Source organism: Marivibrio sp. (assembly GCF_040218065.1).
GTDB lineage: Bacteria > Pseudomonadota > Alphaproteobacteria > UBA8366 > Aestuariispiraceae > Marivibrio.
Map to the genome: position 1 here is coordinate 452,813 of NZ_JAVJQE010000008.1, position 19,408 is coordinate 472,220.

A 19,408-nucleotide genomic window follows, 5' to 3' on the forward strand; every position below is an offset into this window, starting at 1 on the left:
GACTTTCAGCAGCCACCCCTCACGCCGACCCTCTCCCCTCTGAAGGGGAGAGGGGGAAGGGGGCCGGCGCAAAGCCTCACCCCCGCTCCCGCAGCTTCTTGCGCATGATCTTGCCGGTCGCGGTCATCGGCAACTCGTCCACGAACTCGACGAGCCGCGGGTATTCGTGCGCGGCGAGGCGCGTCTTCACGTGGGCCTTGATCTCCTCGGCTAGATCCTCGCTCGGCGCATGGCCGGGGGCGGCGACGATGAAGGCCTTGATCGCCTGGGTGCGGATCGGGTCCGGCACGCCGACGACGGCCGCCATCTGCACGGCCGGATGGCCGGCGAGGCAATCCTCGATCTCGCCCGGGCCGACGCGGTAGCCGGCCGTCGTGATGACGTCGTCATTGCGCCCGACATAGAAGAAATAGCCGTCTGCGTCCCGCCGGCCGGTGTCGCCGGTCAGAAGCCAGTCCCCGACGAACTTCTCGTTGGTCGCCGCCTCGTTCCCCCAATAGCCGAGGAACATCACCGGATCCGGCGCCTTGACGGCGATCGCGCCGACCGCGCCGTCCGGCAGTTCCTCCCCCGTCTCGGCGTCGACGATCGCGACGCGGTGGCCGGGAACGGCGCGGCCCATCGCGCCCGGGCGCACCTCGAACAGGCCCGCGCAGTTGGACAGCACCAGATTGCATTCGGTCTGGCCGTAGAACTCGTTGATCGTCAGACCGAAGGCCTCGCGGCCCCAGCCCAGCAGTTCTTCGCCCAAGGTCTCCCCGCCGCTGCCGATGGAGCGCACGGCGCACCCGAAGCGCCGGGGCTCTGTCACCTGGCGCATCAGTTTCAAGGCGGTGGGCGGCATGAAGGCGTTGCGGACCTTGAAGTCGGCCAGCACCTGAAAGGCCTCCTCCGGGTCGAACTTGCCCATGCGATAGGCCAACACCGGGACGCCGTGATGCAGGCTCGGCAGCAACACGTCGATCAGGCCGCCGATCCAGGCCCAGTCCGCCGGCGTCCAGAACAAATCGCCCGCTTGCGGGAAGAATTCCTGCGGCAACTCGACGCCCGGCAAATGGCCCAGCAGCACCCTATGGCCGTGCAGCGCGCCCTTGGGCGGCCCGGTGGTGCCGGAGGTGAAGATCAGGATCGCCGGATCGTCCGGCCCTGTGTCGACCGCCTGGAAGGCGTCGGCGGCCTTGTCCATCAGCGTGTGAAAATCCTGGGCGCCGTCGGCCGGCCCGTCGATGCACAGGATGAGCTGCAAATCCGGCAGCCGGTCCCGGATCGCCAGAATCTTCGGCAGGCTCGCCGCGTCCGTCACCAGCGCGGCCGCCCCGCAGGTCTTCAGGCGGTATTCCAGCGCCTCCTCGCCGAACAGCGTGAAGAGCGGGACCGAGACCATCCCCGCCTTGTGCGCGCCGAGATGGGCGACCGCCGTCTCCGGCGCCTGGGGCGCCAGCACGCCGACCCGGTCGCCGCGCTTGAGGCCGCCAGCCGTCAGCACATTGGCGAAGCGATTGGTCAGGCGCGACAGGTCGCCGAAGCTGTAGCGCGTCACCGTGCCGTCCGGGGCGCGGTAGATCAGCGCCGGCTTCTGCGGATCCTGCTTGTCGGTGCAGTCGACGCCGATGTTGTAGCGATCCGGGATCGGCCAGCGGAAGCCGTCATACAGGGTCCGGTAGTCCGGCGCGCGGGTCAGCATTTGTTTCCTCCCGTTTAGGCGGGAGGGTAGTGGGGTTCGGCTGCGACGGGAAGGGGGCGGCGTTGGGGGGGCGAACGCGGAGCGCGCCGATCGCGACGGTGTCGCAACGCGCCTCACCCCGGGCTTGTCCCGAGGGAACCGCGCCGCGCGCTCTCGTAGCGGGCTGCGGCGGACCCGGAACAAGTGCGGGCCGACGTTAACCGCTCTCTCTAAGACAAGGCGTCGCCTCAAGCGTTGGCGCGACCTTGTCGATCGCGCCGCTCAGTTCAGCGGCGTGCGCAGCACGAAACGGCCTTCCTCCATGCCGGCGAAGTATTCCGCCACGGCCGGGTGGAAGGGGCCCTCGTCGTCCGCGCTCGGCTCCAGATTCTGTTCGGAGACGTAGGCGATGTACGGGCTCTCGTCCTGCGGATTGACTGCGAAGAGATGATAAAAAGGCTGGTCCTTGCGCGGCCGCACCTCTTCCGGGATGGACTGGTACCATTCCTCGGAATTGTCGAACTCGGGGTCGACGTCGAAGATGACGCCGTGGAAGCCGAACTTGCGGTGCCGCACCGGCAGGCCGATCGGAAACTTCGCCTCCGCGAACAGCGGGCCGTCCTCCTGCGCCGTCTCGTCGGACGGAGCCATCGGAGGCGCGCCGGCGCGCTGCTGGCGGTCAGTCGTACGGGGGTCGTTTCGGTCATCCATCATAACCAACAAAATCGGGGCGACGGGCCTGAAAATCAAGCCCGGGCGCACACCCTTGCGCGCAATCCGCCGCGCGCGCTTGAGCGCAGCCGCCCCATCGGCTACAACCCTCCGGCTTTTCCCGGATTTCGCGCGGATTTCCGCGGCCCTGAGCGGCCGCCGGGCGCGCCTTGGAGCGAGGATCGACACCATGGCCCAACAGTACGTCTTCGGCATGCACAAGCTGTCCAAGACCTATCCCGGCGGCAAGGAGGTGCTGAAGGAGATCACGCTTCAGTTCCTGCCGGGCGCCAAGATCGGCGTGCTCGGCTACAACGGCGCGGGCAAGTCGACGCTCTTGAAGATCATGGCCGGCCGCGACACCGAATATAACGGCGAGGCCTGGGCCGCCGACGGGATCAAGATCGGCTATCTGGAGCAGGAGCCGCATCTGGACGAGAGCAAGACCGTCGCCGAGAACGCGATGGAGGGGATGGCCGAGCTGAAGGCGCTGGTCGACCGCTTCAACGAGGTGTCGATGAAGCTCGGCGAAGTCACCGACGACGACGAGATGATGACGCTGATCGGCGAGCAGTCGGAGCTGCAGGAGAAGATCGACGCCGCCGACGCCTGGGATCTGGAAAGCCAGGTCGACGTGGCGATGGACGCGCTGCGCTGCCCGCCCGGCGACTGGGGGGTGGAGAAGCTCTCGGGCGGCGAGCGCCGGCGCGTCGCGCTCTGCCGGCTGCTTTTGTCCAAGCCCGACATGCTGCTGTTGGACGAGCCGACCAACCATCTGGACGCCGAAAGCGTCGCCTGGCTGCAGAAGTTCCTGGCGGACTACGCCGGCACGGTCGTGATGGTCACTCACGATCGCTACTTCCTGGACAATGTCACCGGCTGGATCCTTGAGCTCGACCGCGGTCGCGGCATCCCCTACGAGGGCAACTACTCCAGCTGGCTGGAGCAGAAGGAGAAGCGCCTGAAGCAGGAAGGGCGCGAGCAGGAGGCGCGGCTTCGCACCATCGCCGCCGAGCGCGAGTGGGTCTCCGCCTCCGCCCGCGGCCGGCAGACCAAGGCCAAGGCGCGCATCCAGTCCTACGACAAGCTGGTTCAGGAGGCGCAGGACGCCGAAAAGGCCAACCAGACCGCCCAGATCGTCATCCCGCCCGGGCCGCGCCTCGGCGACGTGGTGATCGAGGCGGAGGGGATCTCAAAGGCCTATCAGGACAAGCTCCTGTTCGAGAATCTGACCTTCAATCTGCCGCCGGGCGGCATCGTCGGCGTGATCGGGCCGAACGGCGCCGGCAAGACCACGCTGTTCCGTCTCATCACCGGTCAGGAGGAGCCCGATTCCGGCTCCATGCGCGTCGGCGAGACGGTGAAGCTCGGCTATGTCGATCAGTCGCGCGACGCCCTCGATCCCAACAAGAACGTCTGGGAGGAGATCTCGGAGGGCGCCGACATGCTGGAGCTCGGCAAGCGCAAGGTCCCCAGCCGCGCCTATGTCGGCTCCTTCAACTTCAAGGGCGGCGACCAGCAGAAGAAGGTCGGCCAGCTCTCAGGCGGCGAGCGCAACCGGGTGCATCTGGCGAAGATGCTGAAATCCGGCGCCAACGTGCTGCTGCTCGACGAGCCGACCAACGATCTCGACGTGGATACGCTGCGCGCGCTGGAGGATTCGCTGGAGACCTTTCCGGGCTGCGCCGTGGTGATCAGCCACGATCGCTGGTTCCTGGACCGGCTCTGCACCCACATCCTCGCCTATGAGGGCGACAGCCAGGTCACCTGGTTCGAGGGCAACTACGAGGATTACGAGGCCGACCGCAAACGCCGCCTCGGCGCCGACGCCGACCAGCCGCACCGCATCAAGTACCGCCGGATGACGCGGTGAGCGGCGGCGACGACCGCCTCCTCATCCTCTACGCGGCGCCCGACGAGATCCGCGACATCGTCGAGGCGCGGGCGGGCGAGTTGCCCGTGCGTTACGTCGCGCGCTCGGCGGACTTGGACGCGGCGCTCAAAGACTTCCGCCCCACGATCGTCTTCGGAACGGGCGGCGGCGGGGTCGCGAAAGAGGATCTGAAGCGCGCGCTCGACTTCGAGAGCGTGCGCTGGCTTTCCAACGGCGGGGCGGGGATCGAGCATCTGCTGCCCTGGGATCCGGCCGCGAAGACCGTCACCAACGCCGCCGGCGTCAACGCCGACTTCCTGGCGGAATACGCCGCCGGCGCCCTCATGGCGATGAACCTGCGCCTGATGGAGCATAGGACCAACCAGCGCGCCCGGCGTTGGGCGGAGCGCACCTGGACGCCGATCGCGGGCAAGCGGCTGTGCGTCGTGGGGCTGGGGCGGGTCGGGCGCGCGGTGGCCGCGCGCGCCGCGGGCCTGGGGCTCAAGGTCGTCGGCGTGCGCGCCAATCCGCAGCCGACGGAGCATGTCTCGGAGGTCTTCGGCCCCGATGAGATCGAGCGCGCCGTCGCCGACTGCGACTTCGTCGCCGTCCATGCGGCGCTGACGCCGCAAAGCCGCGGGCTGGTCGACGCCGCCGTCTTCCGCGCCATGGAGCCGGGCGTCGGCTTCCTGAACGCCGCGCGCGGACCCGTCGTGGACGAGGCGGCGCTGATCCGCGCGTTGGAAAATGGGACGATCGGTCAGGCCGTCCTCGACGTCTTCGAGACCGAGCCCTTGCCGGAGGCCTCGCCCCTCTGGAGCTTCGATCAGGTCCTGATCACACCCCACATCGCCGACCTCGTCGACGATTGGTTCCGCCGCATGACCAGCGCCTTTTTCGACAACCTCGATCGGCGCCGAGCGGGACTGTCCCTCGATAACCGAGTGGACCCTGCCGTCGGCTATTAAAACACCCGATTTAGTTGTTTATTTTAATAGACGCCACTAAAATGGTTCAATGTCGCGAGCCGCAAGTGTGAGTGGACTATGCGTTTTCAGAAAGAGGATGTAGCGGCTGGACTTGGCGCTTTGGCTGGCGTCGCCACTGGCCAATACGCCTATTGGACGGCCGCCGAGGAGGTGCGGTTGCTCTGGGCGCTGCTTCTCGTGCCGGCGGCGCTCCTTCTCGGCGCTCTTCTCGGCGTGATCCTATCGGCGCTTCTAGAGCAGGCGCTTCAGGCCGGGCTCCGCGGACGGGCCGGCCTCCTTTGCGCTGCATTTTTGTCGCTCGTCGTTTTCTACGGTCTTCATTCGATCGTCTTGCATGTCAATTGAGAGGACCGCCACGCGGCTTCGATAGTTTGGCTGTCGCCCGCGCTTCCGCCTTCGTCGGCAGCAGGCCGCGGAAGATCAGCGTCGCGGCGGTCAGCATCACGCATACGACGGCGAGGGTGAGCGGCATGGCGTGGGGGCCGGCCGCGCCCATGGCGGCGCCCGCGCCCCAGGGGCCGATCATCGCGCCCAAGCCCCACATCATGGTCAGAAGCGCGCTCGCGGCCGACAGGGCCGGTCCGCGGAAGCGTCGGCCGATCAGCATCAGGCTGACGGTGAAGAGGGCGAAGCTCATCGCCCCCCACAGCGCCAGCACTGCGTAGAAGACGAAGCCCCCCGGCGCCAGCAACGGCAGAACGAGGCCGCAGGCCGCGCACAGAGCGGCGCAGCCCGGCAGCACCTGGCGCGGACCGATCCGGTCGGCGAGCCAGCCGATCGGGTACTGGAATCCGACCGCGCCGACCACGATCGCGATCAGCGGCAGCGAGGCCGCGTCCCCTTCCAACCCCAGGCGCAGCGCCCAGACCGGCGTCAGCCCCAAGGTCGTCCCGTCCAGCAGGCCGAAGGCGAAGACCGCGCCCAGCATCACCGCGCCGCCGCGCCAGATCGGCCCGAAGCGCGCCTCGCTTGGCGCGCCCAAGGCCGTTTCGCCGCGCAAGGGATCCAGCCGCCGGAACCCCAGCACCGGCGCGACCGAGGCCGCGACCACCGCCATCACCAGATAGAAGGCCGTCATGTCCTCGGTCCCGACCATCGGCGCCAACGCCGGGCCGGCGGCGAAGGCCGCGCCCATCACGGTGGTGTAGAGGGCGATCACGCGCCCGCGCCGCTCCTCGCCCGCGATGGCGTTGATCCAAGCCTCGCCGATCACATAGAGCCCGTTGATGAAGACGCCCAGCAGGAAGCGCAGGACGAGCCACCGCCAGTAGCCGTACTCGAGGCTCATCAGCCCCAGCACCAGGATCGCGCCGGCGGCGCCGACGAACAGCATCGCCCAACCGCCGTAACGCTCCGTCAGACGCGGCAGGAAGAAGGCGCTGACGATGACGCCGAGGCCGACCATGGCCGTGTTCAGGCCGATCATGTCTTCTGCGACGCCGCGCCGCTCCAGCATCAGCGCGACGATCGGATAGAGCAGCCCGGCCGAGAACGCGAAACCGCACACCGTCGCGATCACGGCCGGCAATTCGGCGCGCGGTCGCGCGGAGGCGGCCCGAGAGGGGGAACCAGAAGCGTCATACATGGCCTCGTGGCGCTAGCACGGTCGCCGCCGCCGCGCCAGAGGCCGCGGCGCACCTCTAAGGGAATTCTTAACCAAACTCCTGGATCTTCGGTCTTATACAGGGGGGGGGCGACGCGGTCCGGTGACGGACGGCGCGGAGTAGGAGACGTCTTAGGTGCATATGGCGCGATGGGAGACCCGGCCTCCGTCGGACGTTTCTCCTGACGGGACCGCCGGTCGGCGGGACAGCGAGACGACGCGTCCGGTCGACTTCGACGCGGCGCTCGACGTCCTGGGAGAGGCGATCGTCGTCTATGACGCGGCCGGCCGCCTCGTCTATTGCAACAGCCGGTTCCGGGAAATCTACGGCTATAGCCGCGATGAGGCGCGCCCCGGCGTGCACTTCCGCGCATTGGGCGAAATCGACGTGGCGCGGGGCAACGTCGTCGTCGGCGACGAATACGGCGGCGCCGACGCCTATCTCGCGCGAAAGGCGGAGTATCGCCGCACCTTAAAAGGGTCCTTCACCGTTCAACTGAAGGACGGGCGCTGGTTGAAGACCACCGATCGGGCGATCCCGGGCGGCGGCTTCGTCAGCGTTCAGGCCGATGTGACCGAGCTGAAGCGCGCGGAAGCGGAGATGGCGCGCGCGAAGGCCGAGGCCGAACGCAGCAACAACGCGAAGTCCGACTTCCTGGCGCGGATGAGCCACGATCTGCGGACGCCGCTCAATTCCATCCTCGGCTTCTCCGAACTGATCGCCGCCGGCGCCGATCTCGGCCCGGACGGCGAACGGGTGCGCGGCTATGTGGACGCGGTCCACACCGCCGGCGTCCAGCTGCACGCGTTGATCAACGACATTCTCGACATCGCCAAGGTGGAGGCCGGCCAGTTGTCGCTCGAGGAGGAGGCGGTCGATCTGACGGCCGAAGTCTCGGCCTGTTTGCGCCAGGCGCGCGGCGCCGGCCGGGCGGGAATCGCCGCCACGCGGCTGACGGCCGACATCTCCCCCATCTTACGCGCGGATCCGCGCCGGTTGCGCCAGATTCTGTCCAACCTGCTTTCCAATGCGCTGAAATTCACGCCGCCGGAGGCGGAGGTGGAGGCGGCGATCGTCGCCGCCGACGACGGCGGTTGCGCGATTCTGGTGAAGGACCGCGGCCCGGGCGTGCCGGAGGCGGACTTGGCGCGCATCCTGCTGCCGTTCGAACAGGCGGGCGGTTCGGCGTTGAGCCGGGCGTCGACCGGCGGCGCCGGGCTCGGACTCGCCATCGCCAAATCGCTGACAGAACTCCACGGCGGCGACCTTACGCTCGAAAACCGGGCCGGCGGCGGGCTCGTCGTCCGCGTCGTGCTGCCTGCGGAGCGCATTCTCGGCGCTTAAGCGCCCTTTTCCCTTTCAGAATTGCATTAAAGACGTGTTTTAACATCTCAATACGTCATTTTACGGGTATTCTGGAGATCGAACGCGCCGGGAGCGCCGCCGCTCGACTTGCGACGTCATTTTGATGGGGGATGAAATGCTGCTGGGATGGGAAGAATTGGGGGGGATCGTTGACGAGTTCGCCCAATTTCTTCTGCCGGCCGCCTCCGCTCTCGCGGTCGTCGGACTGCTTGCATCGGCTCTGATCGAACTTTTGAAACAGGGCCTCTCGCTTCGCCGCTGGCACCACCGGAGCTGGATGAGGGCCAGGTGCGGTGAGCGGCGCGAGGCGTTGCGCGACCTCGCAGAAGAATTGCGCAAGCGTCGCAAGGAGGCGCAGGGCTCGGAACAGGGCGATGCGTCTGAGCTCTATGATAAAGCCGACAATCTCGTTCGAGACGCCTGCGGGCCGGAGGCGATTGAGCGCGAGGCCGCCGCGGGCGATTGGCGCGCGCTCTATGCGCTGCCGCCGGAGCGGATGATCGGACAGTTGGATGCAGCCTTTCAGTTAAGTCTGATGCAGCCCGTGGCGAACTTCGACATCTTCTGGTTGGCTGCGAAGGGCGCTGATGTGAAGGATGTCGCCGACCTCCTGCTCGCGGACCTGGACGCGCGATCCGATCGCCGGGGCGTGGAGGAGATAAGCCCGCGCGGGGAGAAGATAGGCGACGTCCGCGCGCGCGTCGGCGCGCGGGCGCAGCGGCAGTTCGACGCCTGGAAGGTCTCTTTGGATTATGAATGGCGGCGCTGGATGCATATCGCGTCGGTCGGTTTAAGCGCCGGCATCATCCTGGCCGCCGGCGTCTGGCGAACGGTTTTCCTGAACGACGTTCTCGACCCGGTTGACTTGGTCTTTTACGCGATCGTCGCGTTCCTCGGCGGGGTCTTCGCACCGGTCGCCCGCGATTTCGTGGTCAACCTGAAATCGCTGGGCGCGCGCGACCGATGACGCGGCCGACTGCGGGAGGCGTTTCGCTCGGTCAGGCGGCTAAGGACGGCGGTGTCAGGGGCGCGGCCGCGGTCTCACCCTTGACGAGGCCCTCCCGCCGTTACCGCGCGTCGCACTCCTCGTAATGCGCGCGCGTCCAATCCAGGTGTCGGCGCATGGCGGCTTCCGCGCGGTCGGGATCGCGGCCTTCGATCGCCTCGACGATGGCGGTATGGTGGGCCATCACGGCGCGGTCGTCCTCCGGCGTCGCGAACAGCTCGGTCCGATGATAGTTCAGCATCTCGACCAGCGTCTCGCGCACGACCGACAGCAGGTGGCGGTAGACGACGCTGTGGGACGCCTTGGCGACCGCCATATGAAACGCGACGTCGGCGCGCGCCTTGGCCTCTGGGGTGGGGGCGGCGTCGCTTCCCATCTCCTCCAAGGCGCGGCGCAGGGCGCTTAGATCGTCGGCGCGCGCCTCAAGCGCGGCCTTGCGCGCGGCCCAGACCTCCATCTGCGCGCGCAGCTCCATCAGGTCGAGAAGATTGCTGCGGTCGAGGCGCACGAGTTCCGCCAGCGCCGGATCGGCGTCGCTGACCGTCTTCACGACGCGCGTGCCGCCCCCCTGTACGGCCGCCAGAAAGCCCTGCGCCTTCAGGCGTTGCAGGGCCGCGCGCACGGAGACGCGACTGACCCCCAGCCGCTCGGCCAGCCGGCGTTCCGAGGGCAGGCGTTCGCCCGGCGCGATGTCCCCCGCAGCCACCATGCGCAAGACGTCAGCCGCGACCCGGTCAGAGACGCTTTCGCGCTCCGTCGCCCGGGCGCGCGCAGGCTCTTCCTCGCCCCCTATCGACAGCTCATCCATACCGCAGTCCCCCGCACCCCTCGGGCCGCAGGATAGTGCGGGGGCGTCGGGCTTGCCAAGGCGCCGGAACTTTAGGCGTTCAGGGCCCCGCTCACCGGATCAGCATCCAGACCCGCGCCACCTCGTTGGCGCTGGCGTCGGCGAGGTCGGCGACGCGGCGCAGGCTGACCCCGTCGCGCAGCAGGCCGGCGATCAGACGAAAGCGGTCTTCCGGCGTCGGCTTGTAGTTGCTGGGGCGATAGCGGGAGCGCACGTTGTAGCGGCCGGGGCGGGCGGGGCCGTCCGGCTCCGGCTGGTAGCCGCGGCGCATCGCCTCGCGCTTCGCCTCTTCGAACCGGGCCTTTTCGGCGCGCTCGTAGGCCGCGTTCATGCGGGTCTGTCGGGCGGCCCAGGCCTCGAAATCGTCGCGCCGGCGTTGGCGCTCTTCGGCGTCGACGCGTCCGTCGTCGCGCTCGGGATGCGCCTCCAGGATCGCCTCGTCGAGGCTCATCCCGTGCAGGGCGGCCATGCGCTGGGCCGCTTCGCGCGCGGCCAGACGCTCGCCCTCGATCGTCGCGCGCTCCATGACGCCGACGATCTTGCGAAACCGCTCGCGCGCTTTGTCGTCGAAGGGCTGCATCTCTCGCCTGTCTCAGGCCTCGTTGGGACGATCCTCGCACCAGCCCATAAGGTAGCGGGCGATTCGATCCCGGACCAGACCGCGACCGGCTCTTTCACCGGCGCCGCCCGCCGCCCCAGGCGGGACTTTCAAAGCCGCCGCCGTTCGGTATGATCGCGCCCGCCATGACCACCGCCCCCGCCGAACCTGCGAGCGCGCCGCTGCTGGGTCCCGACGATCCGCCGCCCTTCGAATGGGCGCGGGAGGCCGGCGGCGCGCCCGTCGTCGTCTGCTGCGACCATGCCTCGAACCGGGTTCCCAAAGCGCTGGGCGATCTCGGCGCCGTCGCGGCCGCGATGGAGCGCCACATCGCCTACGACATCGGGGCTGCCGGGGTGGCCAGGCGACTGGCGGATCTGCTGGACGCGCCGGCGATCCTGTCGGGCTACTCCCGGCTCGTCATCGACATCAACCGCGATCCGGACGACTTCACCTCGATCCGAGAGATCTACGATCGGGTGGTGGTCGCCGGCAATCGGCGGCTGAGCGCAGCCGATCGGGCGCAACGCGCGGCGGAGCTGTTCCAGCCCTATCACGACGCTCTGGCCGCCGCCTTGGAGGCGAAGCGCCGGCGGGTCTCGCATCCGGCGCTGATTTCGGTGCACAGCTGCACCGACGTCTACAAGGGCGTCCAACGTCCCTGGCATGTCGGCGTGCTCTCGAACGAAGACCGGCGCATGGCGGAGCGCGTGATGGCGACGCTGGCCGTCGCGCATCCAGATCTCGTCGTCGGCGACAACAAGCCGTATTCGGGCTTGGACAGCTTCGGTTACACGATCGAGACCCACGCCCGGCCGCACGGCCGTCCGAACGTCCTCTTCGAGGTGCGCCAGGATCTGATTCGCACCGAAGAGGGCCAAGCCCGCTTCGCCGAGATCCTGGCCGAAGCGCTGGGGCCCTGCCTCGCGGAGCCCGGTCTGTTCAACGCCTTCGACGGCTGACGCGGGCCTCGAAATCGGCTTAGACTGCCCGCGCCGCAAGACGCGAGCGACGGCCGGGGAGGGGAGCGATGGGCGAGAGCGAGACGAGAGCGGACGACTTCACCATCGGGATCGAGGAGGAGTATCTGCTGGTCGACCCCGCGACCGGGGAACTCGCCGGTCACACCGATCGCCAGGAGGCGGTGATCGACGAGGTGAGGGCCGCCGTCGGCGAGGATGTCGGTATGGTGACGCCCGAATTCCTGAAGGCGCAGGTGGAGGTGGGGACGGCCGTCTGCGGGTCGATTCGCGAGGTGCGGGAGAAACTGGCCCGGTTGCGCGGCGCGGTGGCCAAGGCCGCGCGCAATCAGGGGCTGGCGGCGATCGCCGCCTCAACCCATCCGACGGCGCATTGGATGGCCGTCCAGCACACCGACAAGGAACGCTACAACATGTTGGCGAACGACCTGCAAGGGGTCGCGCGCCGGCTGGTGATCTGCGGCATGCACGTCCATGTGGGCTTCAAGGACGACGAGCATCGCATGGATCTGCTCGGCCAGATCGCCTACTTCCTGCCGCACCTGCTGGCGCTGTCCACCTCCAGCCCGTTCTGGCAGGGGGCGGACACCGGCCTCAAATGCTATCGCCTGGCGGTGTTCGACGAGCTGCCGCGCACCGGCCTGCCGGAGCGCTTTGACAGCTGGTCGGAATACGAACGCCATATCAGCGTGCTCGTGAAGGCCGGGCTTATGGAAGACGCCTCGAAGATCTGGTGGGACGTGCGCCCGCACTTCAAGTTCCCGACGATCGAGATGCGCATCCCCGACATCTGCACGCGCCTGGAGGACGGGATCGCGATCGCGGCGCTTTACGCCGTGTTGCTGTCGTTCCTGCAGCGGCTGCGGCGCTCTAACCAGCGTTGGCGCGCCTACTCCAACATGTTGATCCAGGAGAATCGCTGGCGGGCCCAGCGCTACGGCTTTGACGAGGGGCTCGTCGATTTCGGCGTCGGCAAGCTGGGGGCTTTCGACGGCCTGTTGGAGGAGATCCTGGAGCTGACGGCGCCCGATCAGGAGCGTCTCGGCTGCGCCCAGGAGTGTCAGCACGCCCGCACGATCCTGCAGCGCGGCACCTCCGCCCACAATCAGCTCCGCGTCTACAACGAGGCGCTTGAGGCCGGCGCCGACAAGGAATCGGCGCTGAAGACTGTGGTCGATTGGCTGATCGACGAGACGGTCGTCGGCGTGTAGCCGCCCGTGACTTTCAGACGGCGGCGCTAACCCCGCGTTAATCGAATCGCCCGATAGTGTGCCCAATCGTTCCGCCGTCCCGGCGGACGTCAACGGATGAGCGCACCAGCATGACCGCCGTGATCGGCCTTTCCAGCAAGACCCTGATCGACCGCGACCGGTTCGAGACACTGCGCGCCCATATGGGCGAGGCCGTCTTTCAACCAGCGTTGAAGGAAGTCGTGCGCCAACTTTGGAAACTCGCGCGGGAGGTGATCGAGACCGAGGAGGTCCCGGTCCTGCGCCGTCGGGTGAAACAGATCCTGGTGATCGCGGAGCGCTTCGGGCTGACTGACGTGGCCGCAAAGGTTCGGCCGCTGCGCGCCGCCGCTGCGGCGGCGCCGGTCGACGGGTTCCCGCCGAGCGAGACGGCGGAGCTGTGGGAGGCGATGCGCGACGCGCTGTGGGAGACCCAGGCGCTGATCGAGTCGGGCGCGCTCGCGGCGAAGACCGGCGGCGCGCCCGACAAGGCCGCCCCGCTCGCCGCGGAATAAGCGGCCTCATCCCTTGTCGGCGTGCAGGCTCAAGATGAAGTCGTAGAAGGGCTCCAACCGTGCGAAGCCGAGGCGCATCCGCCGCCCCTTGTTGGTCAGCACGCTCCACGCGTTCGAGGCGTGGCCGAAGCGCCCGATGCTGGCGCCCAGCCCCTGAAACAGTTTCGGCGCCGCCATCAGAAAGCGCTGGAAGGGCTTCGGATCGTTTCGGCTGGTCAGCGCCTCATAGGCGTCCTCGTAACGGTTCAGCAGATTGGCGCAGCGCAGATAGGTCTGGCGGATCGCCTGGATCGAGCGTTGGCGGCGCTCCTGCAAGGCGCGCAACTGGTCGGCTGGGATCTGGTGGGCGTCGCGCGGCAGCGAATCCGGGGCGCCCAGCCAGCGGAAAAAGTCCTTATGCTCCTGCGCGAGGCCGCGGAACAGGAACTCGTAATAGCTGATCCCTTTCCAGGCGAACAGGACCCGCGGCATGTCCGCCTCCTGGATGCGGAAGCTTTGCAGCAGCGATTTGCTCTGCGGCCCGACGCTGTTGGTCCAGATCGCCTCGGTCAGCGCGCGCGTGACGGTGCGTTGGCGGTCCAACAGCGCCTCGTCCGGTTGGACATGGCTGGGGGCTTGTCCTTCCCCGGCCGGGACGTCGAGGCTCTCCTCCATCGCCAGCGCCAGCTTGACCAGTCGCGAGGCCCGGCTCTCGATCACCTTCTGGACCCCGCGCGAGGTGAGGTCGTCCACCTCGAAATAGGCGGGGTGCACCGCGCGCGCCATTTCCAACTCGCCGCGATAAGACATCAGGATGAAGGGATCGAAGGTCGGCGCGCGACACAGCACCGACAGCACCGCGCGGTCATGCTCGCCAAGGTCGAGTTCGCCGGACCCGCCATACCATTTCTTCAGCGTCGGCAGCAGCCGATTGGCGTCCGCCGAGGTGGAGACGCCGCCCTGCATCGGGTCGCCCGCATCGAAGGACAGCATGATCCGGGTTTCGGTCTCCAGATCGCCGCCCTCGTCCACGGCGGTTTCCTTGAAATAGACGGCGTTCTGCAGCAAGGCGTTTTCGAACAGGTCGGGGGGCGGCGCTTTCGGATCGACCGGCGCCTCCGCGGCGCCGTCGCCGCTATTCCCGGTCGGCGTCTCCGCGGGCGGGCGCGGCTTCATCGCCGCCGGCTTGAAACACAGGAACTTGCCGGATGTCAGCAGCCTGTCAAGATCGTCTTTGTCCATGCCCCACCCGGCTTCCGCCTGTCGAAACAACGCTCGAGGGTCGACCATATCGCATCCGTCCGGCGGGAACAGCCGGATTCCCGCGCCTCACGCCTGAAGGGTTGGCGGGGCCGTCGCGCTCACTTATCTGTAGACCCGTGCAACGGGAACCCGACAGACGACAGGAGCGTGCGCGATGAGCGATGCGGCAGAGAAACTCGACGATCAGACCCGCTTGGAGCTGGAGGCGGCCGCCTTCCGGCGCTTGCGCGATCATCTGCGCGAGCGCACCGACGTGCAGAACATCGATCTGATGAATCTTTCCGGCTTTTGCCGGAACTGCCTCAGCCGCTGGTACGGCGAGGCCGCGCAAGCGAAAGGGGTCGAGCTGTCGAAGGATGAGGCGCGCGAAATCGTCTACGGCATGCCCTATGACGAGTGGAAGGCGAAGCACCAGGCCCAGGCGACGCCGGAGCAGGAGGCGCAGTTCGCGGCTTCCTTCAAGGACAATCACTGAGGCCGAGGCCTAAACGGCGCTTGAGTGACGCGCCGCCCCGGCGCGCGCCGGATCCTTGAAGTAGTGATCGAAACAGGCGGCGAGGTGGCGGATATAGGGGCGGCCTTCCGGCGTCGCCCGCAGCAGCCCGCCGGACCGTTCGGCCAGACCGTCCGCCACCAGCGGGACGAGCCGCGTCTCGGCCGTCGCGAACGCCTCCGGTCCGACGGCGAACTCGGCGGCCAGCTCGTCCAGATCCACCTCGAAATCGCACATCAGACGTTCGATGGCGGCGCCCATCAGGCGGTCGTCGCCTTCAAAGGCCTTGCCGCGGCCGACCGGCAGCCGGCCGGCGGCGACCATGCGGGCGTACGTTCCGGTCGCGGACTCGTTCTGGACGTAACCCTGCGGCAGACGGCCGATCGCCGAGGCGCCGACCCCGATCAACGCCGAGGCGTCGTCGGTGGTGTAGCCTTGGAAATTCCGCTTCAGCGTACCGGCCGTGTGCGCGATCGCCATCGGATCGTCGGGCCGCGCGAAATGGTCGAGACCGATGCGCACGTAGCCGGCCGCGTCGAGCGCGGCGCTGGCTGCCTCCGCCTGGGCGTAACGCTCTTCTCCGCCCGGCAGCGCCTCTTCCGGGATCATCTTCTGGTGCGTCTTCATCCAGGGGACGTGCGCGTAGCCGAACAGCGCGATGCGGTCCGGCCGAAGCGTCAGCGCCGCCTCAACCGAGCGCAGCACATGCTCCACGCTCTGATAGGGAAGGCCGTACATCAGGTCGAGATTGAGCTCCTTCACCCCGACGGCGCGCAAGCGCGCGGCCAAGGCCTCGGTCTCGTCCATCGGCTGCAGGCGGTTGATCGCCTGCTGGACCTTGGGGTCGACATCCTGCAGTCCCAGGCTCGCACGGGTCACCCCGGCTTCGGCGAGCGCGTCGACGTCGGCGTTCGACATCTCGCGCGGATCGATCTCCACCGCGAAGACGCAGTCCGCCGTGCGGTCGAAATGGGCGTCGAGCGCGCGCGCCAGACGGCGAACGTCGTCCGGGGTCAGCATGGTCGGCGAGCCGCCGCCCCAATGCATGTGGCTCATGGGCAGGCGTCGATCGCCGATCGCGCGTCGGATCAGGGCGATTTCGGTCTCTAGCACGTCGAGATATTCCGAGACCGGCTTGTAGCGCCGCGTGATCTTGGTCTGACAGCCGCAGAACCAGCACAGCGTGTCGCAAAAGGGAATATGGGCGTAGATCGAGACCGCCTGATCCGCCGGCAACTGCGCCAACCAGTTGGCGTAGACGCCCCCGTCGACGCGGGCGTCGAAGTGCGGCGCCGTCGGATAGCTGGTGTAGCGCGGAGCCGGGCCGCCGTACTTGGCGAGGAGGCCTGCGGGCGCCTCAGCGGCGCGGGCGGGCGCGGCGGCGGCGGGAGCGGGGGCGGTTTGCATCGTCATGGAGCGAACCTTGCGGGCGCAAACGCCCGCGCGCGTTGATCGAGGTCAAACGGCGCCGAAAAGCGCGCCGCCCGCCCGCCGCTCCGCTTGATGGGCGCGCCGGCTGTCGGTACTGTCCGGCCTCCAGCGACACCACCATCCAGCGAGGCCCTTCGCATGTCCGAGACTGCCGGTTTCCCGAACGCCGACCCCAAAGAACAGGACCAGGATACGCCCGTCTCCGAGACGCCCACGGGTCAGCGCCTGCGCAGCTTCATCGAGCGCGTGGAGCGTCTGGAAGAGGAGAAGAAGGGCCTCGCCGACGACATCAAGGAAGTCTACGCCGAGGCCAAGGCTCAAGGCTTCGACGTCAAGACCATGCGCAAGATCGTCAGCCTTCGGAAAAAGGATCCGGACGACCGGGCCGAAGAGGACGCGCTGCTCGACACCTACATGTCCGCCTTGGGCATGCGCTGAGGGGGGGCCTTATCGCACGCCCCCGGCCTGACGAAACCGCCGCACCCGCGCGACGGCGTCTCGCCGGCGGCCTGGGCCGGGCCTGGAGGGTGGGCGTCTCTCACCCCGCTCGCAACGCTGCGCCGACATGGCCGGACGTGACTCCGCCGTCTCGCGGCGGCGCGCGCCGTCAATCGGCGGCGAGCCAGGTGCGAAAGCGCGCGCCCGGCTCCGCCGTCGGCAGGTCGGCGAGCGAGCGGTCGATTTCGGCGTAGAGCGCGGGCGCCCACTCGGGCAGGGCTGCGTCCAGGCGCGCGGCCTCCAGCACGTCGTGATCGGCGCTCGCAAAGCGGAAGTCGTAGGGCGCGATTAGGATGTCGGCGGGCAGAGGCCGGCCGGCGCGGGCCGCGTCGGCGCGGGCGTCGGCCAGCAGGGTGAAGAGCTCCTCGACCTCTCGGTCGGTTAGCTTCAGGCAGCCCTCGGTCCCGCCCGGTCCCCCGCCATGCAGCATGATGTCGCCGCCGAGCGCCTCGGGAGGCCGCCCGGCGGCCGCCGCCCTGGCCCGGTCCTGGCGGTTGGGGTAGCCGATGCGGATTGAGACATGCTCTATGGAGTTGGGATTTAGGCCCTCCAGACGATAGAGGCCCTCCGGCGTGCGGCGGTCGCCTTCCATCAGCTTCGGGCCGCGATAGGCGGCTTGCATCGGCTGCGGGCCGGCGTCGACGTCGTAGCTTTTGATGAAGCGCAGCTCTCTCCCGTGTGCGTCGGCCGCGGCGAAGAGGTCGAGGCGGCCTTCCTGCTTGAAGGCGGCGAGACGCACGCGCGCCGGCGGGTAGGGGACGCCGGCCCGCCCGAAGACGCCGCTCAGCCGGGCGCGGGCCGCCGGGCCGAAGTCGGCGAGGCGGCTTGCCGTGGTATGCGTCTCGCGCGGCTCCACCGGCGCGCGGGACAGCTCGATGAGCGCGAGCGGCCCAGCGACGCAGAGCGTCAGCAGGCAGGTGAACAGCGCGGGTTTGGCGATCGTCTTCATGGCGGGGGGAAGCCTCGCCGCCCAACGGGGCGCGATCCGGGGCCGATTTTGGGCCTTTTCGGGGCCGTGGACCGGGCTCAGGCCTCAGTTTCGCCCGGTTTCGCGAGGGCGGGGTGCGACAGGATCTCGAAGGCGCCGGGCGTGTGTTTGCGCCGCGCGAAATCGCCGACGAGCGCGGGGTCGCGCGGGGCCTCCGCCTTCGCGTCCTGCAACCAGCGATGCACCAGAGGGTGGGCGATCAACGCGTCGACGTACCCGGCGACGTCCAGTGAGACCGGCACGCGGTAGGTGTAGAAACGCATCGCCACCGGCGCGAAAAAGGCGTCGACGATTCCGAAGCGGCCGAACAGGAACGGCCCCGTCGGCGATTGGGCGCCGGGCAGGAAGCGCGGGCGCCACATGGCCTCCAACTGCGCCACATCCTCCAGCACCAGGCCGGGCAGTTTGGCCGGTTTGAATCGTTGGCTTACGTTCATTGGGCATTCTTCGCGCAGCGCGTGGAAGCCGACCGCCATACGGGTCGCCATCATGCGGGCCGTCGCCCGGTCGCGCGGGTCCTCAGGCCAAAGCCCGGCGTCGGGCGCGCATTCGGCGACGTATTCCGCAATCGCCAACGTCTCGGAAAGCACCAGATCGCGGTCATGCAGCGCCGGGACCGTCGCGCCCGGGGACGCGAGAGCCAGCTTCTCGCGGAAGCCCGCCTCGCGCAGGCGGATCATCTCCTCGCGAAACGGCAAGCCGGAGGCGGCGAGGATCAGCCAAGCGCGCATCGACCAGGAGGAGTAGGCCCGATTGCCGATATAGAGGGTCAGGTCGGCGCTGGCGTGCGGCGGGCGGGGAGCCATGAAGGGCGGCCTCGGAGCGGTTGTCGAAGGCCGGACGGTAAGGCCGCGCGGACGCCTTGTCGAGGCTCGCTCAGCCGACGACGGCCGTCGTCTCAATCTCGACCTTTGCGCGATCCTCGACAAGCGCGGTCACCTGCACCAGCGCCATGGCGGGGAAGCTCTTGCCCATCACCGCGCGATAGGCGTCGCCCACGCCCTTCAGATTCGCGAGATATTCCTGCTTGTCGGTGACGTACCAGGTCATGCGCACGATATGCTCTGGCCCGGCGCCGCCGGCTTCCAGCACGGCGCGGGTGTTCTCCAGGCATTGGCGGACTTGGTCGACGAACGCGTCGCTCTCCCAGCCGTTGATCGGATGCCATCCGACCTGCCCGGCGACGAAGACCATGCGGCCGCTCGCGGCCGTGCCGTTGGAATAGCCGCTGGGGCGCGGCCAGCCTTCGGGGTTGAGGTGTTCGATCGTCATGGCGTCACTCCCTTTGGCCCTGCGGCCGATCAGTTCTTCCTATGGCGTCGGCCCCGCCGAAGAGCCGGGGCGACCGGAGCCTGTATGACGCGGCGGCGCGAAAA

At 68.3% G+C, this 19,408-nt stretch carries 20 protein-coding genes; 10 read left to right on the forward strand and 10 right to left on the reverse strand.

Annotated features, from left to right (window positions below; all coding sequences use genetic code 11):
* Window positions 1–76: 76 nt before the first annotated feature.
* Complete coding sequence (locus RIB45_RS08450; protein ID WP_350049807.1) at window positions 77–1,684, reverse strand: acyl-CoA synthetase; 1,608 nt, start codon at window positions 1,682–1,684, stop codon at window positions 77–79.
* 261 nt (window positions 1,685–1,945) lie between these two features.
* Window positions 1,946–2,314, reverse strand: a complete 369-nt coding sequence (hspQ, locus tag RIB45_RS08455; RefSeq protein ID WP_350049808.1) for a heat shock protein HspQ — start codon at window positions 2,312–2,314, stop codon at window positions 1,946–1,948.
* Window positions 2,315–2,564: 250 nt separating this feature from the next.
* Here hspQ and ettA point away from each other — a divergent pair, with 250 nt between their 5' ends.
* From ettA to RIB45_RS08470, 3 genes are all read left to right on the forward strand, one after another.
* Complete coding sequence (gene ettA, locus RIB45_RS08460; RefSeq protein ID WP_350049809.1) at window positions 2,565–4,247, forward strand: energy-dependent translational throttle protein EttA; 1,683 nt, start codon at window positions 2,565–2,567, stop codon at window positions 4,245–4,247.
* Window positions 4,244–5,215: a D-2-hydroxyacid dehydrogenase gene (locus RIB45_RS08465; RefSeq protein WP_350049810.1), complete on the forward strand. Its 972-nt coding sequence runs from the start codon at window positions 4,244–4,246 to the stop codon at window positions 5,213–5,215. The genes ettA and RIB45_RS08465 overlap by 4 nt, the downstream gene beginning before the upstream one ends.
* Before the next feature lie 78 nt (window positions 5,216–5,293).
* Window positions 5,294–5,581: a hypothetical protein gene (locus RIB45_RS08470; RefSeq protein ID WP_350049811.1), complete on the forward strand. Its 288-nt coding sequence runs from the start codon at window positions 5,294–5,296 to the stop codon at window positions 5,579–5,581.
* Here RIB45_RS08470 and RIB45_RS08475 read toward each other — a convergent pair.
* Window positions 5,574–6,755 carry an MFS transporter gene (locus RIB45_RS08475; protein ID WP_350049812.1) on the reverse strand — a complete coding sequence of 394 codons (1,182 nt, stop codon included), beginning with the start codon at window positions 6,753–6,755 and terminating at the stop codon, window positions 5,574–5,576. The two genes, RIB45_RS08470 and RIB45_RS08475, sit on opposite strands and share 8 nt — an antisense overlap.
* 226 nt (window positions 6,756–6,981) lie before the next feature.
* Here RIB45_RS08475 and RIB45_RS08480 point away from each other — a divergent pair, with 226 nt between their 5' ends.
* Both RIB45_RS08480 and RIB45_RS08485 read left to right on the forward strand, forming a co-directional pair.
* Entirely contained in the window at window positions 6,982–8,184 is a 1,203-nt protein-coding gene (locus tag RIB45_RS08480; RefSeq protein WP_350049876.1) for a sensor histidine kinase, read from the forward strand.
* A gap of 124 nt (window positions 8,185–8,308) precedes the next feature.
* Window positions 8,309–9,172 carry a hypothetical protein gene (locus RIB45_RS08485; protein WP_350049813.1) on the forward strand — a complete coding sequence of 288 codons (864 nt, stop codon included), beginning with the start codon at window positions 8,309–8,311 and terminating at the stop codon, window positions 9,170–9,172.
* A 100-nt stretch (window positions 9,173–9,272) separates the two neighbouring features.
* Here RIB45_RS08485 and RIB45_RS08490 read toward each other — a convergent pair whose 3' ends face one another.
* The gene (locus RIB45_RS08490; protein WP_350049814.1) at window positions 9,273–10,019 is read right to left on the reverse strand and encodes a FadR/GntR family transcriptional regulator; all 747 of its coding nucleotides are present in this window, start codon (window positions 10,017–10,019) and stop codon (window positions 9,273–9,275) included.
* A 91-nt stretch (window positions 10,020–10,110) separates the two neighbouring features.
* The gene (locus RIB45_RS08495; RefSeq protein WP_350049815.1) at window positions 10,111–10,638 is read right to left on the reverse strand and encodes a hypothetical protein; all 528 of its coding nucleotides are present in this window, start codon (window positions 10,636–10,638) and stop codon (window positions 10,111–10,113) included.
* Between the two features lie 164 nt (window positions 10,639–10,802).
* On the opposite strand from RIB45_RS08495, the gene RIB45_RS08500 reads away from it, so the two are divergent.
* From RIB45_RS08500 to RIB45_RS08510, 3 genes are all read left to right on the forward strand, one after another.
* On the forward strand, window positions 10,803–11,618 hold the full coding sequence (locus RIB45_RS08500) for an N-formylglutamate amidohydrolase (RefSeq protein WP_350049816.1): 816 nt from the start codon (window positions 10,803–10,805) through the stop codon (window positions 11,616–11,618).
* Between the two features lie 68 nt (window positions 11,619–11,686).
* On the forward strand, window positions 11,687–12,847 hold the full coding sequence (locus RIB45_RS08505) for a carboxylate-amine ligase (protein WP_350049817.1): 1,161 nt from the start codon (window positions 11,687–11,689) through the stop codon (window positions 12,845–12,847).
* Between the two features lie 110 nt (window positions 12,848–12,957).
* Window positions 12,958–13,380: a hypothetical protein gene (locus RIB45_RS08510; protein WP_350049818.1), complete on the forward strand. Its 423-nt coding sequence runs from the start codon at window positions 12,958–12,960 to the stop codon at window positions 13,378–13,380.
* Between the two features lie 6 nt (window positions 13,381–13,386).
* Here the strand turns inward: RIB45_RS08510 and RIB45_RS08515 are convergent, their stop codons facing one another.
* Window positions 13,387–14,649: a hypothetical protein gene (locus RIB45_RS08515; protein WP_350049819.1), complete on the reverse strand. Its 1,263-nt coding sequence runs from the start codon at window positions 14,647–14,649 to the stop codon at window positions 13,387–13,389.
* Between the two features lie 127 nt (window positions 14,650–14,776).
* Between RIB45_RS08515 and RIB45_RS08520 the strand changes: the two genes are divergently transcribed.
* The gene (locus RIB45_RS08520) at window positions 14,777–15,097 is read left to right on the forward strand and encodes a DUF1244 domain-containing protein (RefSeq protein WP_350049820.1); all 321 of its coding nucleotides are present in this window, start codon (window positions 14,777–14,779) and stop codon (window positions 15,095–15,097) included.
* Between the two features lie 9 nt (window positions 15,098–15,106).
* On the opposite strand, the gene hemN is transcribed toward RIB45_RS08520, so the two are convergent.
* Window positions 15,107–16,528 (reverse strand): oxygen-independent coproporphyrinogen III oxidase, encoded by a 1,422-nt coding sequence (hemN, locus tag RIB45_RS08525; protein ID WP_350049821.1) that lies wholly within the window; start codon window positions 16,526–16,528, stop codon window positions 15,107–15,109.
* Window positions 16,529–16,684: 156 nt separating this feature from the next.
* Here hemN and RIB45_RS08530 point away from each other — a divergent pair, with 156 nt between their 5' ends.
* Entirely contained in the window at window positions 16,685–16,984 is a 300-nt protein-coding gene (locus RIB45_RS08530) for a DUF2312 domain-containing protein (protein ID WP_350049822.1), read from the forward strand.
* Between the two features lie 169 nt (window positions 16,985–17,153).
* On the opposite strand, the gene RIB45_RS08535 is transcribed toward RIB45_RS08530, so the two are convergent.
* The 3 genes from RIB45_RS08535 to RIB45_RS08545 all read right to left on the reverse strand — a co-directional run bounded on the left by RIB45_RS08535 (window position 17,154) and on the right by RIB45_RS08545 (window position 19,304).
* A complete protein-coding gene (locus RIB45_RS08535; protein ID WP_350049823.1) occupies window positions 17,154–17,993 on the reverse strand; it encodes a L,D-transpeptidase family protein in 840 nt (279 codons plus the stop codon).
* Window positions 17,994–18,070: 77 nt separating this feature from the next.
* Window positions 18,071–18,838, reverse strand: a complete 768-nt coding sequence (locus RIB45_RS08540; protein ID WP_350049824.1) for a glutathione S-transferase — start codon at window positions 18,836–18,838, stop codon at window positions 18,071–18,073.
* 70 nt (window positions 18,839–18,908) lie between these two features.
* On the reverse strand, window positions 18,909–19,304 hold the full coding sequence (locus RIB45_RS08545; RefSeq protein ID WP_350049825.1) for a RidA family protein: 396 nt from the start codon (window positions 19,302–19,304) through the stop codon (window positions 18,909–18,911).
* Between the last annotated feature and the right edge of the window lie 104 nt (window positions 19,305–19,408).